Source organism: Corynebacterium sp. HMSC055D05, from assembly GCF_001810365.1.
GTDB classification, from domain to species: domain Bacteria; phylum Actinomycetota; class Actinomycetes; order Mycobacteriales; family Mycobacteriaceae; genus Corynebacterium; species Corynebacterium coyleae.
Genome location: NZ_KV801073.1, coordinates 248,396 through 264,385, shown reverse-complemented (window position 1 = coordinate 264,385; position 15,990 = coordinate 248,396). Strand labels below are relative to the sequence as shown.

15 protein-coding genes are annotated in these 15,990 nt (G+C 60.8%); 9 read left to right on the top strand and 6 right to left on the bottom strand.

What is annotated here, in order from left to right; genetic code table 11:
• The coding region (locus tag HMPREF2734_RS12380; RefSeq protein ID WP_141741381.1) for a biotin/lipoyl-containing protein at positions 1–120 on the bottom strand (120 nt) is incomplete at its 3' end.
• A 120-nt stretch (positions 121–240) separates the two neighbouring features.
• Here HMPREF2734_RS12380 and HMPREF2734_RS07135 point away from each other — a divergent pair.
• Positions 241–636, top strand: a complete 396-nt coding sequence (locus HMPREF2734_RS07135) for an oxidoreductase (protein ID WP_070570230.1) — start codon at positions 241–243, stop codon at positions 634–636.
• A gap of 313 nt (positions 637–949) precedes the next feature.
• Here HMPREF2734_RS07135 and HMPREF2734_RS07130 read toward each other — a convergent pair whose 3' ends face one another.
• The gene (locus tag HMPREF2734_RS07130) at positions 950–2,434 is read right to left on the bottom strand and encodes a leucyl aminopeptidase (protein WP_070570121.1); all 1,485 of its coding nucleotides are present in this window, start codon (positions 2,432–2,434) and stop codon (positions 950–952) included.
• 72 nt (positions 2,435–2,506) lie between these two features.
• Here HMPREF2734_RS07130 and HMPREF2734_RS07125 point away from each other — a divergent pair, with 72 nt between their 5' ends.
• Positions 2,507–3,613 (top strand): branched-chain amino acid aminotransferase, encoded by a 1,107-nt coding sequence (locus tag HMPREF2734_RS07125; protein WP_070422159.1) that lies wholly within the window; start codon positions 2,507–2,509, stop codon positions 3,611–3,613.
• Here the strand turns inward: HMPREF2734_RS07125 and HMPREF2734_RS07120 are convergent.
• Entirely contained in the window at positions 3,610–4,596 is a 987-nt protein-coding gene (locus HMPREF2734_RS07120) for a nicotinate-nucleotide--dimethylbenzimidazole phosphoribosyltransferase (RefSeq protein ID WP_070484022.1), read from the bottom strand. The two genes, HMPREF2734_RS07125 and HMPREF2734_RS07120, sit on opposite strands and share 4 nt — an antisense overlap.
• Before the next feature lie 3 nt (positions 4,597–4,599).
• A complete protein-coding gene (locus HMPREF2734_RS07115; protein ID WP_070422161.1) occupies positions 4,600–5,316 on the bottom strand; it encodes a DUF3043 domain-containing protein in 717 nt (238 codons plus the stop codon).
• 137 nt (positions 5,317–5,453) lie between these two features.
• On the opposite strand from HMPREF2734_RS07115, the gene HMPREF2734_RS07110 reads away from it, so the two are divergent.
• Entirely contained in the window at positions 5,454–5,798 is a 345-nt protein-coding gene (locus tag HMPREF2734_RS07110) for a HesB/IscA family protein (protein ID WP_070450850.1), read from the top strand.
• Between the two features lie 76 nt (positions 5,799–5,874).
• On the opposite strand, the gene HMPREF2734_RS07105 is transcribed toward HMPREF2734_RS07110, so the two are convergent.
• Together HMPREF2734_RS07105 and asnB are read right to left on the bottom strand one after the other, a co-directional pair.
• Positions 5,875–6,867: a S41 family peptidase gene (locus tag HMPREF2734_RS07105; RefSeq protein ID WP_070570119.1), complete on the bottom strand. Its 993-nt coding sequence runs from the start codon at positions 6,865–6,867 to the stop codon at positions 5,875–5,877.
• Positions 6,868–6,941: 74 nt separating this feature from the next.
• Positions 6,942–8,864 carry an asparagine synthase (glutamine-hydrolyzing) gene (gene asnB / locus HMPREF2734_RS07100; protein WP_070484016.1) on the bottom strand — a complete coding sequence of 641 codons (1,923 nt, stop codon included), beginning with the start codon at positions 8,862–8,864 and terminating at the stop codon, positions 6,942–6,944.
• A 405-nt stretch (positions 8,865–9,269) separates the two neighbouring features.
• Here asnB and HMPREF2734_RS07095 point away from each other — a divergent pair, with 405 nt between their 5' ends.
• From HMPREF2734_RS07095 to HMPREF2734_RS07070, 6 genes are all read left to right on the top strand, one after another.
• Complete coding sequence (locus HMPREF2734_RS07095) at positions 9,270–10,364, top strand: aa3-type cytochrome oxidase subunit II (protein WP_070422165.1); 1,095 nt, start codon at positions 9,270–9,272, stop codon at positions 10,362–10,364.
• An 18-nt stretch (positions 10,365–10,382) separates the two neighbouring features.
• Positions 10,383–10,814, top strand: a complete 432-nt coding sequence (locus tag HMPREF2734_RS07090; protein WP_070422166.1) for an aa3-type cytochrome oxidase subunit IV — start codon at positions 10,383–10,385, stop codon at positions 10,812–10,814.
• 417 nt (positions 10,815–11,231) lie between these two features.
• The gene (locus HMPREF2734_RS07085) at positions 11,232–11,852 is read left to right on the top strand and encodes an aa3-type cytochrome oxidase subunit III (protein WP_180950032.1); all 621 of its coding nucleotides are present in this window, start codon (positions 11,232–11,234) and stop codon (positions 11,850–11,852) included.
• A gap of 62 nt (positions 11,853–11,914) precedes the next feature.
• On the top strand, positions 11,915–12,763 hold the full coding sequence (locus HMPREF2734_RS07080) for a cytochrome bc1 complex diheme cytochrome c subunit (RefSeq protein ID WP_070422169.1): 849 nt from the start codon (positions 11,915–11,917) through the stop codon (positions 12,761–12,763).
• Positions 12,760–13,980, top strand: a complete 1,221-nt coding sequence (locus HMPREF2734_RS07075) for a cytochrome bc1 complex Rieske iron-sulfur subunit (RefSeq protein WP_070422170.1) — start codon at positions 12,760–12,762, stop codon at positions 13,978–13,980. The genes HMPREF2734_RS07080 and HMPREF2734_RS07075 overlap by 4 nt, the downstream gene beginning before the upstream one ends.
• On the top strand, positions 13,980–15,602 hold the full coding sequence (locus HMPREF2734_RS07070) for a cytochrome bc1 complex cytochrome b subunit (protein WP_070422171.1): 1,623 nt from the start codon (positions 13,980–13,982) through the stop codon (positions 15,600–15,602). Before HMPREF2734_RS07075 ends, HMPREF2734_RS07070 begins: the two co-directional genes overlap by 1 nt.
• Positions 15,603–15,990: the final 388 nt, after the last annotated feature.

Genomic DNA, 15,990 nt, shown 5'->3' with positions numbered 1-15,990 from the left:
GGAGACCTCGAGCAGCGGCTCGTCGACCTCAACCGTGTCGCCGACTTCCTTCAGCCACGTCGTGATCGTGCCTTCGGTGACTGACTCGCCCAGCTCGGGCATCTCAACAGAGTGCGCCATGTTTAAAGTCTCCTCATTGAAACGTTGGAAGCTATACGGCACAAAGCGTACCTGCATCCACACACGTTCGTTGCCCAAGGGGTGACCTAATTGCTTAGACAGGCCCGTATGATGTGGGGCGTGTTCAACCTGTTCGGCAAAGGCAAGAAGTCCACGACGTTCAAACCGCCACGGGCACCGGGCGAGACAATCCGCCCCGACGACGCACAATACTTGCGCGATTGGGTCGCCGGCCGCACGTTCGTGGAAGGCTTTGTCGAGCCAGAAACCATGGTCAACGAGATGTCCGTCGTTCTTGTCGACGAGCACGGCAACTACACCCGACGTCGCATCGGCGGGCCCAAAGGCATCGACGCCGTCTCCAAAATGCTGGGCATCTTGCTTTACGACGTCGAAGAGACCGGTTATCCCGACCGCATGCGCAAGAAAATGGAGCAAGAACGCATTCTGCGCAAGCGCGAGGAACAAAAAGAGCGCCGCGCCCGGTTCGAGCGCGGCGAAAACCCGTACAGCTAGACGGCTTCTGTGCCGGACGCTGCCCCTTATGCTGCCCCCGCCCGGCCCATTCTTCACCGAGGATGGTAACCGGAGGGTGGTAATCAGCCGAGTACGAACGAGCACCGCGGTCCAGGTACTCGGCTGATTACCATCTGGTGGTTACCGCCTAGGGCGGGAAAGTGAGGCCACAAACGGTAAAAACAGCGAAATGTGCCGTGTACCGTGTGCCGTTTAGGAGGGGAGGCCTAGCAGGACTATGCAGCGGCATAGTCCTGTCGGCTCGAGAGCGGGGGACTATGCAGCGGCATAGTGGCCGTATTGCCTCAAACGCCTACTTCGCAGCCAGGCGGTTGAGCGCCTCGAGGATCGTGCGAACCGGAGCGCCGGTTGCGCGCTTCGGGGTGTAGCCCCAGGCGCCGCCGCCGTTCCAGGCCGGACCGGCGATGTCGATGTGAGCCCACTCGACGTTCTCCGGCACGAAGCGGGAGAGGTAGAGGCCAGCGAAGAGCATGCCGCCGGTGCGGGCGTTGTGGGTGTTGCGGATGTCGGCGATAGGGGACTTCAGCTCGTCCTCCTGCTCCTCGAGCAGCGGCATAGCCCAAGCCTGCTCGCCGACGGCACGGCCTGTCTCGGCGATGAGGTCGCGCAGGTCGTCGGACCCCATCACGCCGGAGGTGCGGTTGCCCAGGGCGACCAGCTGTGCGCCGGTGAGGGTTGCGGTTTCGATGAGGTAATCGGGGTTGTCCTCGCAGGCGCGGGCGATGGCGTCGGCAAGGACGAGGCGGCCTTCGGCGTCGGTGTTGATGACCTCGCTGGTGATGCCGCCGTAGTGGGTGATCACGTCGCCCGGGCGGGTGGCGGTGCCGGATGGCATGTTCTCGGCCAGGGGCAGCCAGGCGTCGATACGCACTGGCAGCTCAAGGCGGGCGGCAGCGGCGATGACGCCGAGCTGTGCTGCGGAGCCACCCATGTCGGAGATCATGTCCTCCATGCCGGAGCCCGGCTTCAGCGAGATGCCACCAGTGTCGAAGGTGATGCCCTTGCCCACAAGCGCGACCTTCTTCGTCGCCCCGGACGGCGCCCACGTCAGGTGGACCAGGCGCGGGGTACGTGCGGAGCCGCGACCGACGGAGAGGATGCCGCCGAAGCCTTGATCTTCAAGCGCCTTGTCGTCGAGCACCTCGATGTCCAGGCCGGCCGCCGAAGCAACCTCGCCCATGACAGCGGCGTAGGACTCGGGGTAGAGGAAGTTTGACGGGGTGTTGACCAGGTCGCGGGCCAGGTTGACCGACTCGGCGACGATGACGGCCTGCTCGAACGCCTTCTCGTCTGCGCCGACCACGGTGACTTCGGTGGTCTGGGGGAGTTCGGCGTCGGTGTTGTCGTCGTCAAGCGTGTTGGCGGTGGACTTCAGACCGTTGTAAACGTAGCCGCCGAGCAGGAGGCCCTCGACGACCGGCTGGACGCCGAACTCGGCGGAGATAGCTGCCTTTTCCACCCCATTGAGGGTGCGGGTGGCGGCGCCGACGGCGCGGCGCACGGCTTCGTCGTCAATGTCGTTCGCGTCGCCGAGGCCGTACGCGATGACCAGCGTGCCGTCGACGACAACGCGGGTGACCTCGTTAGCCGTGCCCTTCGCGCCGACCGCAACGAGGGCTTCAAGCAGGCCCTTCGGGGCAAGTTGGGTGACAGGAAGTTCGACTCCGTCTTCGCCCTGTGCGACCGGAACCAGCAGCACAGCGCCCTCAGGGGCGGCAGAACCGGCAACCGCGCGCACCGTCGTACCGCGGGCAGGAAGTGTGACATCGAACGACATAAACAACACCTTTCTGACAATTGAACAGGATTGCCTCCCGAGGGTACATAGCCACGGAGTAACGTGGGCCACATGTCTAACCTCGAATTCGCAGTTACCCCGTCAGACCACCCCGCAACTGATGCTGAGCGTGAAAAGATCCTCGCTAACCCGGCGTTCGGCCAGGAGTTCACCGACCACATGGTTTCCATCGACTGGACCGAAGACAAAGGCTGGCACAACGCCCAGGTGCGCGCGTACGAACCGATCGCGCTCGACCCGGCCGCCAACGTCTTCCACTACGGCCAGGCGATCTTCGAGGGCCTGAAGGCGTACCGCCACACCGATGGGCGCATCACCGCGTTCCGTCCGGAGCAAAACGCTGAGCGTATGCGCAGCTCCGCGCGTCGTATGGCAATGCCGGAACTGCCGGATGAGGACTTCTTGGAGGCCGTGCGCCAGTTGGTCACCATCGACCAGAAGTGGGTACCTGAAGCTGGCGGCGAGGCGTCGCTGTACCTGCGTCCATTCATGATCGGCACGGAGAAGACCCTGGGTGTGAAGCCGTCCTCGTCGTACTCCTTCTACATCATCGCCTCCCCGGCAGGCGCCTACTTCAAGGGTGGCGTCAAGCCGGTCAGCGTGTGGATCTCCGAAGACTACGTCCGTGCAGCACCGGGTGGCACCGGCGATGCGAAGTTCGCCGGCAACTACGCGGCGTCCCTGCTTGCGCAGCAGCAGGCTGCGGACAAGGGCTGCGACCAGGTTGTGTGGCTCGACGCGATCGAGCGCAAGTACATCGAGGAAATGGGCGGCATGAACCTCATGTTCGTCGAAGGCTCCGGCAAGGACGCGAAGATCATCACCCCGTCCCTGTCCGGTTCGCTCCTGCCGGGCATTACGCGTAAGTCGCTGCTGCAGGTCGCAGAAGACTTGGGTTACACCAGCGAGGAGCGCAAGATCACCGTCGAGCAGTGGCGTGCTGGTGCCGAGGACGGCACCATCTCCGAGACCATGGCGTGCGGCACCGCAGCTGTGATCACCCCGGTTGGCCGCGTGCTCAGCAACGAGGGCGAGTTCACGGTGAATAACAACGAGGCCGGCGAGATCACCCTGGCAATGCGCGAGCGTCTGCGCGGCATCCAGACCGGCGAGGTCGAGGACACGCACGGCTGGAACCTCACCCTCGTCGAGGGCTAGTCGCTTATCGACGATCCCCCGGCGAGCACCTCGCCAACCATCTCCGCCGCCAGATTTAATTGCGGCAACGCGGCCAGGGCCCCAGCGCCCTGGCCCGTTTTCATATCCAGGTGTTGCAGCGGTCGAAGCCCGAGCGCTTCGAAACAGCCAGCCTGCGCCGGCTCGTTCGCCTCCTGCGCTGCCATGAGCCAGTCTTTGGTGTCGGGTGCGAGGCGTTCGGCGACGTATGCGGCGACGGCGGGGTAGACGCCGTCGATAAGCAACGGCGTGCGGCGCGCGGCGGCCTGGGCGATGAAGCCGACCAGGCAGGCGAAATCCGGTCCGGTGAGTTCCGCGCAGACACGTTCGGTGTCGTCGCGGAACCCGCGCACGCGGAACATCGCGTCGCGAATAGCGGCGACCTTGATCTTCCAGACCTCATCGTTGATGCCGGAGCCACGCCCGATCGCCTTTGCGGGCTCAGTGCGCGTAAACGTGCCGTACACCGCCGCGGCGACGGTGGTGTTGCCAACGCCGATGTCTCCGGGGATCAGCAGGTCAGCACCGCCGTCGATTTCACTATCGGCGATCTCTGCACCCGCAGCCAACGCCGCATCCCACACGTCTTGCGACACGGCGGGTTCCACGTCGATGGCGCCGGTGGGGGTGTCCAGGTAGTCGTCGATAAGCCTGATGCTCGCTCCCGCAACCCGCGCCGTCGTGGAGGCAGGGCCGACACCGGCGCGCAGCTGCTCAACCTGAGCGGCGCCGGCATCCGATGTCCACGCCGACAAACCTCGCGTAGCAATGCCGTGATTGCCAGCGACGATCACGGCACGCGGGCGCAGAAACGGCGTGGGCACGTCACGGCCTTGTACGGAGGCAACCCACGCACCGATCGCCCCCAGCCTTCCAAGGGCAACGCCACTCGTGCCACCTGCCAACGCATCCGCCACCGCACGGGCATGCGCGCGTTTCGGCGGCTCAACCGGGGGAAACTGCATGGGCTATACCTTCGCGCCCAACGCCACCCGCGGCTTGGGGGAGCGCCAGTTACGCGGCTGAGTAGCGCGGGAGAACGCGTACATACCCAGGCTGAAACCAGTGTTCGCCTCCGGGAACTTTGCACGGACCGCACGGTTGGCGCGGATGCCGATGATGATGCCCTCGATGAAGATGGTGACGATAAACAGCAGGCTCACCAAAGACAATGCCGCCGCGACGCGAGGCAGCCACGTGCCGATCAACATCACGATTAGCAGCACCAGCGCCATCGGCATGACGTAGTTGTTGAAGAAGCGCTGCGAGTCCACCCAGTCACGGATGAAGCGACGCTCCTCGCCCTTGTCGCGCTCCATGAGGTAGCGCTCGTCGCCCGAGTCGATCTTGGCCTGCATCTCGCGGTTGCGGGCCCGATTCTCCTCGCGCACCTGCTTCTTGTGCGCCTTCCACTCCTCTTTGGTCATAGACTTCTTCAGCTCTTTTTCACGCTGACGAATCTGCGCCGGGGTGGCCGCATTCGGGTCGCGCACAACACCGCGCTTGATCTCCTGATCAAGTCGCTTCGGCGTCGGCTTGCCCTTCGGCGGGGTGTAGCCCTTCGGAAGCTTCTGCTCTGCGGCCTCTGGGGTGTCTGCCGCGGGCGCGTTGTCGGTCTGGGGCAGTTCGGCCTTGGTCGAACCAGCCTCAGCGGTCTGCTCGGATTTTTGCCAGGGTAGTTTCACGCCACCTAGGCTACAAGGCCACCGCGACATTCCTGTAACCAGTGGGAATAGATTGCGGGGGAGAACCGTTACACCGGCTATGAAGGGGCGCGCGTAGCATGGGCGCCACTCGAACGCGTAGCACGAAGGAGTACCCAATGACTGCACCTACTTCCGCAACTGGCGTGAACCTCACCGAGGCAGCGGCGGCGAAGGCGAAGGCCCTGCTTGATCAGGAGGGCCGCAACGACCTGTCCCTGCGCATCGCTGTTCAGCCTGGTGGCTGCGCTGGTCTGCGCTACCAGCTCTACTTCGACGACCGCGACCTGGACGGCGACAAGGCCGATGAGGTTGGTGGCGTGCGTCTTGTCGTGGACAAGATGAGCGTGCCGTACCTCACGGGTGCGACGATCGATTTCGCGGACACCATCGAGCAGCAGGGCTTCACCATCGATAACCCGAACGCAGGTTCCGCTTGCGCTTGTGGCGATAGCTTCAACTAAGCCGCTGCTTATCGACGCCAACACCCCGCGCCCACCTCATTATTGAGGGGAGCGCGGGGTGTTTCGTCTGTGTGGACTATTTGCAGCCGTGCTCGGTGGCAAGCCACTGCTTCGCTTGCTCTAACGGCGTATCGGTTTCGACGTCCGGCTGCACCGGATCTTCGGCGAACTCCTCGCCAGTGCGTGCCTTGTCCTTCGCGATGGTGAGCATCAGCAGGCTGCCATCCGGGAAGTCGTACACCATATTAGCCGAGGCGTAGCCCGCGGTAGGGGACCCGAAGCTTTGGGAGTGCTCAAGCCCCCGGAACGACAGCATCGTGGCCTCGCCCGACGAAGCAGTGTCGCCATCGACTAAGACCGCCACCGGCGCCTCCCACTTCCCTCCAGATGTAGTCACCGGGGTGCCCCCGCCGCTCACCGAGTTTCCCTCAACCGTGACCTGGCTGGTGTTCGTCCGCGATACGAATTCGAGCACCGTGCCATCCGGCAACAGCGAGGAGAGACCGGCGATCATAGGACCCATGTCGCCCCCGTCGTTGCCACGCAGATCAACGACCGCCCCGCATGCCCCGGCATCACGCGCGGAAGCAAGACCCGTTGCGAGCGTGTCTGCGTACCCCTGCACATCCGAGTGACGGTCGACGCCAGGCACCGTTGCCACCGCAACGCGGTCCTCGACGCTGACTGTGGCTTCCGACTTCTCTTCCATAGTCCAGCCGAGGTTAGGGTTATCAGGTTCAATCAGCCGGGAGTGCTTCCCGCCAGCAGCTTTGACGGCGTCCTCCAGGGCGGGGTAGACGTCGAAAAGCGTATCTGCTTGCTTGGCGGCCTCCTTTGCGCGGGCCTTCGCGTCCTCGAACTCCTTCGAGTCGGAGTAAATGCCCTGCTCTGCCAGGTTAAGCACCGTTGAAGCGTAACGCTTCGGGGTATCAGTGCCCATGAACTTGGCGGTGCCGGTGAACATCGCCGTCACAGTCGGCCCGTACACATAAGCGACGGCGCCGGCGGCGATCAACAGGACGCCGAACACCGCGGCGATGGTGGTGAGTACTTTCTTTGCAGTTGACATACACCACATTCAACCGGCGAACGGGCAGCCCGACAATACAGACGGCTGCCCAACTGGGGTAGTGCTGGCACTACCTACAGCTCGACCGGGTAATCCTTGTGCTCGATCTGGGGGTCGATGCGGTTTTCCACGAAAATGCCGTGCCAAACCATGAACGCCAGCACCGTCCAGAGACGACGCGAGTGGTCGGACACACCATCGTGGTGCTCCTTGAGCATCTCCAGGACTTGGTCCTTGGCGAAAATGTCGTCGGTCTGCGACTCGCGGATCGTGTCTTGCGCCCAGCCGAAGAGTTCGTCGCCCGCCAGCCAGTGGCGCATCGGCACCGGGAAGCCCAACTTCTTGCGGTGCAGCACGTGCGGCGGGACGATCTGCTCCATCGCCTTGCGCAGCGCGTACTTCGTGGTGCCGTTGGCAATCTTCTGGTCGTACGGGATCGTCTGCGCGACCTCGAAGACTTCCTTGTCCAGGAATGGAACGCGCAGCTCCAGCGAGTTCGCCATGTTCATCTTGTCTGCCTTGACCAGAATGTCACCACGCATCCAGGTGAACAGGTCAAGGTTCTGCATACGTGCCACCGGATCCATCTCGGTCGACGTTGCATAAATCGGTGCGGTGACCTCGCGGTGGTCCCACTCGCGCTTCGCCCACGGTAGGACGCGCTGGAGCTGCTCAAAGTTAAACGAGCGCGCATTGCCGTAGTAACGGTCTTCCATCGGGGTAGTGCCGCGCTCAAGCAGGCTCTTGCCCTTCATGCCCTCAGGCAACACGCGGCTGAGGCGGTTGAGGCCCTTGTTCAGTGCGCTCGGCAGTTTCTCAAACGGTGCCAGCGACAGCGGTTCCTTATAGATGGTGTACCCACCGAACAGCTCATCCGCGCCCTCACCGGACAGCACAACCTTGACGTGCTTTCGGGCTTCCTGTGCCACGAAGAACAGTGGCACCAGGGAAGGGTCAGCCACCGGATCGTCGAGGTACCACATGATCTTCGGAATCGCGTCGGCGTACTCCTCCGGGGAGACAATCTTCACGATGTGCTCCACACCAATCGCCGCAGCAGACTCTGCAGCGACGTCCACCTCGGAATAGCCCTCCCGCTCAAAACCAGTGGTGAAGGTCAACAGGTTCGGATTGTGACGCTTCGCCAGCGCCGCGATCGCCGTGGAGTCGATTCCGCCAGACAAGAAGGAACCAACCGTCACGTCAGCGCGCATATGCTTTTCGACGGAATCCTCCAACGCCCGGGCAATCCTGTCGTACAGGTCCTGCTCCTTGCCCTTTGGCACAGGCTGGGAATTGAAGTGTGGCTTGAAGTAGCGGTCCGAGTGGACCTCGCCACCAGGCTTGATAGTCACGGTGCAGCCCGACTCCACGCGACGGATCTCGCGGTGCAGGCTCTCCGGCTCCGGGACGTATTGCAGATCCACGTAGTGCTCGATTGCACGGCGATCAAGGTCGAGGCCTAGACCCATCTCGTCTGCCATCTCCAGGATGGACTTCTTTTCGGAGGCGAAAACGGTGCCCTTGTCGGTCGTCGCATAGAACAGTGGCTTGATGCCAAACTGGTCGCGCGCTGCAAACATCGTCTTGGTCTCGGTGTCCCAGATGACAAAGGCGAACATGCCGCGCAGATGCTCAACGACGTTGGCGCCCCAGTGGTGGTAGCCCACCACGATCGGCTCACCGTCACCTGCGGTGTTGAAGGTGTATCCGGCCTTGGTGAGTTCCTCGCGCAGCTCCACATAGTTGTAGATCTCGCCGTTAAACGTCAGGGCGTAACGTTCGGGGTTTTCTGCCGGCCCCCAGCGCAGTGGCTGGTGGGAGTGCTCGATGTCGATGATCGCCAGGCGGTTAAAGCCGAAAACAGCGTCATCGTCGTTCCATGTTCCCGCAGCGTCAGGGCCGCGGTGATACATGCAGGAAAGCGAGCGACCGACCGCGTCGGTAAACACTGGGGCATCGCCGCGGGCAGTCAACAGTGCAACAAGACCGCACATCGTTGTGAAACCTCTCCTATATATAAGGTGCGCCGCCTCGAACCGTGCGGCACCGTCATGACGCATTCCACAATAGGGTTTTCAACGGCGAACTCGTGAACCGAACGCGTCGCGGAGTGTCCACCTTTTGCGGTGCCCCATAAGGGGGCCAACTAATGGTTGAGGGGTCAAAGCGAAGATTTCGACTGATCTTCGCAACGCCTTGCTTATGAACTTAATGCCCAGCACTGCGGGTTAATTTGCGGGGGAGAGGTGGTTTTGTTCGGAGGGGCGATCGTCGAAAAGCGTGAGGCTCGACAAGATTCCGTAGCGACGATCTGTTTGAACTATTCTGGCTCCGTAGGAATGTTCTGCCATCGGCATGTGCATTCGATGGTTCTAGTGTGGACAGGAAGGCAAACACACGTGGAAAAGGAAGTTAAGCGCGGATTCGCCAAGAAGGCTGCCGTCGCCGGTTCGCTGCTCCTCGGAAGCTTTGCGCTGACGGGCTGTGATGTAGCTCCGCCGGAGTCAGTCGCGCGCATCCTCGACATGGGCTGGCCGGACCCGGTCACCCCTGAAGGTACCCAGATGTACAACTTCTGGGTTTGGGTCTGGGTAGCAGCCTGGACAATCGGCATCATTATGTGGGGTCTGTTCCTCTGGTCCATCGTTCGGTGGAACCACAAGGCCCGCGAAAAGCAGGGTGCCGGCGAGTTCCCGAAGCAGCTGCAGTACAACGTGCCGCTCGAGCTCGGTCTGACGATCCTCCCGATCGTCATCGTTATGGTCCTGTTCTTCTTCACGGTTCAGGCACAGACCCGCACGACCGCCCTGGATAAGGATCCGAAGGTTACCGTTGACGTCACCGGCTACCAGTGGAACTGGAAGTTCGGCTACGCAGAGGTCGCAGGCGATCTGACTGCAGACGGTCGCGACTACGACGGTCTTGACGCTGAGCGCCAGGCTCTGGCAGAGGCAACGAAGTACGACGACGAGGACATGCACAACGCGAACCCGATCCACGGCACCTCGATGGGCGACCTGTCCTACCTCAACTTCAACGAGATCGAGACCGTTGGCTCCACCGAGGAAGTTCCGGTCCTGGTTCTGCCGACCGACACCCCGATCGCGTTCCGTCTCGCATCTGGCGACGTGAACCACGCATTCTGGGTTCCAGAGTTCCTCTTCAAGCGCGACGTCTACGCGCACCCGGAGTCGAACCAGCAGCAGCGTGAGTTCCAGATTGAGCGCATCGACAAGGAAGGTGCATTCGTCGGCCGCTGTGCTGAGATGTGCGGTACCTACCACGCAATGATGAACTTCGAGATCCGTGCAGTCACGCCCGAGAAGTTCCAGCAGTACATCGAATTCCGTCGCCAGAACCCGGAGGCACCGAACTCCGAGGCACTGCGCTCCATCGGTGAAGCACCGTACGCAACCAGCACCCGTCCGTTTGTGTCCGAGCGCGAGGGTTCTCGTGACGGCGTCAACACTGTCGATCCGAACGCGACCGTTTAAGAAAGAGAGAACGTAGCCATGGGAACCGGTTCAAAAGTTTTCTACGCCATTGGCACATTTCTTGCCCTGATGGCAGTGTTCTACATCCTCGCAACGGCGTGGATCGGCGAAGATGCATACCTCTTCGGTGTTGAGTGGATCGGCGCAGTGGGCCTCGTGCTTGCTACCGCACTCTGCTTCATGCTCGGCGGTTACCTCCACATTGCGGAGTCCCGCTCTGACGTCCTCCCGGAAGACTGGGAAGAGGCAGAGATTGAAGACGGCGCTGGCGTGCTGGGCTTCTTCTCGCCGGGCTCGATCTGGCCGTTTACGATGTCTGCATCGATTCTGTTCCTCGGCCTCGGCATTGCCTTCTGGCAGTTCTGGCTGATCGCCTTTGGTGCGGTCATGCTGATCTGGGCTACCGCCCAGCTGAACCTGCAGTACGGCATTCCGCGCGAGAAGCACTAACGCAGAAAGAGTGGGTCGCGGCCTTCCCGGCCCACGACAATGCCCCTTCCGGGTTATCGGAAGGGGCATTTTTGTTGTTAAAGAGATTTCAATCAATCGAAAGTTTAGGCACGAAGCGGGGGTGTGCCACAATGTGATGTCGGGCACACTTGGGAACTATCTGGAACTCCAGTCCGACTCCTATTTGCTCGAGTAATTGGGGGAACTATCCTGCGGGGAAGCCGGCGACTTTGGGTGGCGGCGCAATGACCTGCGTTGATGTGCGTCGGATAGACGCTATAAAAAGTTCCCGATCTTCTAAAAATTATTTTTGCAACCAAAATGTTTTTAAATGCTGCTGGTTGGCCCCTGTCTCACAGGGAAATCGTGGGGGTGAATGAGATGAATATCAGGAAGAAATAGGGGATAATCGCATGCGTGACGACCGCAACTACTAACCCAAATATGGCGACTCCGCAGAATCGTCTTCCGGCGCTGAACCGGCCGAACATGGTCAGCGTTGGCACGATCGCGTTCCTCGCCCAAGAGCTCATGTTCTTTGCCGGCTTGTTCGCGATGTACTTCACATCGCGTGCAAACGGCCTCGCCGCAGGTGACTGGAGCAACCAGACGGATCACCTCAACGTCCTTTTCGGCGGAATCATTACCGTCGTGCTGATTGGTTCCTCTTTCACCTCTCAGTTCGGCGTGTTCGCTGCAGAACGAGGTGACGTATACGGCTTGCGCAAGTGGTTCACCGTAACCGTTGTGCTTGGCGTCATCTTCCTCGGTCTGGTGGCATTCGAATGGACCGAGATGGTCATGCACGGCGTGACCCCGCAGTCCAGCGTTTATGGATCGGTGTTCTACATCATCACCGGTTTCCACATGGCGCACGTGACTGCAGGCATCATCGCGTTCATCGTTGTGCTGATGCGAGTAGCCAAGTCGAAGTTCACCCCGGCACAGGCAACTGCTGCCATGGTGGTTTCGTACTACTGGCACTTCGTCGACGCCATTTGGATCGGCGTGTTCATCACCCTGTACCTCGTCCAGTAGCCGTGCCCTGGGTATAACCCGGGCTGCAGACGTGTTCTGAAAACTCGTTAATAAGGAACAAAATGGAAAACTCACCCAACAAGAAGCGTCGCGCACGCAAGGCGCAGCGCACCTTCGCAGGTGCTGCTGCGTTGACGCTGGGCTTGTCCGGCGCGGGTCTTCTCGCATCGGCGTTGGCCCCTAATGCACAGGTGGCCACCGCCCAGCGTGACGACCAGGCCCTTATCCAGGAGGGTAAGGAAATCTACGACGTCGCTTGCATCACCTGCCACGGTGCGAACCTGCAGGGCGTTGCCGACCGTGGTCCGTCTCTGATCGGTACCGGCGAAGGCGCCGTGTACTTCCAGGTCAACTCTGGCCGTATGCCGATGATGTCGAACGACGCGCAGGCTGAGCGTAAGAAGCCGCGCTACACGGAGAACCAGGCTCTCGCCTTGGCTGCATATGTCGCAGCCAACGGTGGTGGCCCGGAGCTCGTGTACAACCCGGACGGCACCCTGGCTAAGGAAGAGCTGCGCGGCAAGAACTACGACGGCAAGGTTCAGGAAGCAGACGTCGCACGTGGCGGCGAACTCTTCCGTTTGAACTGCGCCTCCTGCCACAACTTCACCGGTCGTGGTGGCGCATTGTCTTCTGGTAAGTACGCCCCGGTGCTCGACCCTGCGAACGAGCAGGAGATCTACCAGGCGATGCTCACTGGTCCGCAGAACATGCCGAAGTTCTCTGACCGTCAGCTCAGCGCTGATGAGAAGAAGGACATCATTGCCTTCATTAAGTCGACCAAGGAGACCCCGTCCCCGGGTGGCTGGTCCCTCGGTGGCCTCGGCCCGGTTTCTGAAGGTATTGCGATGTGGATGATCGGCATCTCGCTGGTCGCCGCTGGTGCTATGTGGATTGGATCCCGCTCATGAGTGATGTGAAGAAGAATTACACGAAGGAAGAGCTTGACCGCATGAGCAATGCGGAGCTCGCTGCTCTCGGCACGGAGCTTGACGACGTAACGGTTGCTTACCGTAAGGAGCGCTTCCCGGTCGAGGGTGACCCTCGCGAGAAGTCCTCTGAGCGTGGCATCAAGATTTGGTTGGCCATCTCGGTTCTCGCCGCGATTGCTTTCCTCGGTGTTTACCTGTTCTGGCCGTGGGAGCCGAAGTTCCACGGCGACGAAGGACTCTGGATCTACACCTTCTACACGCCACTGCTTGGCCTGACCGCAGGTCTGGCCTTCCTCGGCCTGGGTGTTGCAATCATCCAGTACGTGAAGAAGTTTGTCCCTGAAGAGATCGCTGTACAGCGTCGCCATGACGGCCCGTCCAGCGAACTGGATCGTCGCACTACGACCGCACTGCTGAACGATGCTTGGGAGACCTCGACGCTTGGTCGTCGCAAGGCGCTCAAGGGTCTGCTCGGCACCGCTGGTGTCCTCGCCGGTCTGATGGTCATCGCTCCGCTTGGCGGCATGATCAAGAACCCGTGGAAGGTCCGCCACGAGCTGAACTACTTCGGCGACGGCACCCTGTGGACCCACGGCTGGACCGTCCAGGATCAAGGCGTGAAGGTTTACCTCGGCCGCGACACCGGTGCGATTGCAGAACTTCACAAGGGTGAGGTCGGCTCGCACTACACCACCGCCGGCGTGTCTCGCCTGGTGCGTATGCGTCCGGAGGACCTTGCCGCCGCTGCGATGGAGACCGTGTTCCCGCTCTACCCAGAGGACGTCAATGACGGCAAGGAATACGACCCGAAGCGCGATGTGTATGAGAACCACATGCACTCCATCCACGGTCCGCGCAACGCTGTCATGCTGATCCGTCTGCGTTCTGAGGACGCGAAGCGCGTCATCGAACGTGAGGGTCAGGAAGACTTCCACTACGGCGATTACTACGCCTACTCCAAGATTTGCACGCACATTGGTTGCCCGACCTCGCTGTACGAGGCTCAGACCAACCGCATCCTGTGCCCGTGCCACCAGTCGCAGTTCGATGCGTTGCAGCACGGTAAGCCGATCTTCGGTCCCGCCGCTCGTGCACTGCCGCAGCTTCCTGTGACGGTTGACGAAGACGGTTACCTCATCGCCAACGGGAACTTCATTGAGCCCGTCGGCCCGGCATTCTGGGAGCGTCAGTCCTAATGAGTACGAAACTTCAGCAAGCCGCAAACAATGCGGATTCCCGCTTTACCGTTGCGGGCGTCCTGCGCCCGCAGCTCAACAAGGTCTTCCCGACGCACTGGTCCTTCATGCTCGGCGAGATGGCGCTCTACAGCTTCATCATCCTGCTGCTGACCGGTATCTACCTGGCCTTGTTCTTCGACCCGTCGATCACCAAGGTGATCTACGACGGTGCATACCTGCCGCTCAACGGCGTCGAAATGTCCCGTGCATACGCAACCGCGCTTGACATTTCCTTTGACGTCCGCGGTGGCCTGTTTGTTCGTCAGATGCACCACTGGGCTGCACTGATGTTCATGATGGCCATGTTCGCCCACATGATGCGTGTCTTCTTCACCGGTGCGTTCCGTCGCCCGCGTGAGGCAAACTGGCTCATCGGTGTAACCCTTGTCCTCCTCGGCATGATTGAGGGCTTCATGGGCTACTCCCTGCCGGACGATCTGCTCTCCGGTGTTGGTCTGCGCATTATGTCCGCGATCATCCTGGGCCTGCCGATCATCGGCACCTGGATGCACTGGGCTATCTTCGGCGGCGACTTCCCGTCCGATCTGATGCTGGACCGCTTCTACATCCTGCACGTGCTGATCCTGCCGGGCATCATCCTGGCGCTGATCGCAGCTCACCTGCTGCTCGTGTGGTTCCAGAAGCACACCCAGTTCCCGGGACCGGGTCGCACCGAGAACAACGTTGTTGGTGTCCGCATCATGCCGGTGTTTGCAACGCACGCAATCGGCTACATGATGATCGTGTTCGCAGTGCTGGCTGCAATGGCTGGTCTGACCACCATCAACGGTATTTGGAACATCGGCCCGTACAACCCGTCGCAGGTGTCTGCTGGTTCGCAGCCTGACGTCTACATGCTGTGGACTGATGGTGCCGCCCGTGTCATGCCGGCTTGGGAGCTCTACATCGGTAGCTACACCATCCCGGGTGCATTCTGGGTCGCACTGCTCTGTGGTCTGATGGTTGCGCTGCTCATCGCCTACCCCTTTATCGAGAAGAAGGTCACCGGCGACGACGCACACCACAACTTGCTGCAGCGTCCGCGTGACGTTCCGGTACGTACCGGCATCGGCGTGATGGGTCTGACCTTCTTCCTGCTGATGACCATCTCCGGTGGTAACGACCACGTTGCTCACTTCTTCCAGATCTCGCTGAACGCGATGACCTGGGTGGGACGTATCGGCATCATTGTTCTGCCGCCGCTGGCATTCTTCATCACCTACCGTCTGTGCATCGGCCTGCAGCGCTCCGACCGCGCTGTGCTGGAGCACGGTATCGAGACCGGCATCATCAAGCGTTTGCCGAACGGTGCCTTCATCGAGATCCACCAGCCGCTTGGCCCAGTGGACGAGAATGGTCACCCGGTTCCGCTCGAGTACGCAGGTGCTCGTGTGCCGAAGCAGATGAACCAGCTTGGCTTCGCTGACTCTGAGACCATCGGTAAGTTCTCGCCCGCCGAGATCGGCGTGTCTGAGCGTGTACGCGATGCAGAGAAGCAGAAGCACGAGGAGGCTGTCGAGACGCTGCGTGCTCTCGAGGCCAACAAGGATCGCGACGACCGCGACGTATCGCCTCGCTAGCATGTAAGTAGTTGCGTGAATCGCCCCGCACCACACTGTGGTGCGGGGCGATTTTCTTTGTAACAATGAGGTTAACAAGCAAGTGTGAGAAAGATCACACAATCCGTTTTAATTGGGTTGTCTTTAACTTTGCGGAGATCAACTTGCTTCTTGGTTTGGCGGATAAATGCGCAGCGTATGGCTGTGTTTTGAGGTTGTTGGACCGTTCTTAGTTTTCATTTAGAAACGCAGACTTCGACGCTGTTTCGCATCAAATCTTTTGATAACGGAACTGTAACGGCGTGTTGGCTGGACACTCTTGTTGCCGTTTCGTAACCTGTTCGAGACATTGCGACAACAGCCGTTGGAAGCATGGATCGAAAACAACATATGAGCCGTAACTCTGAAG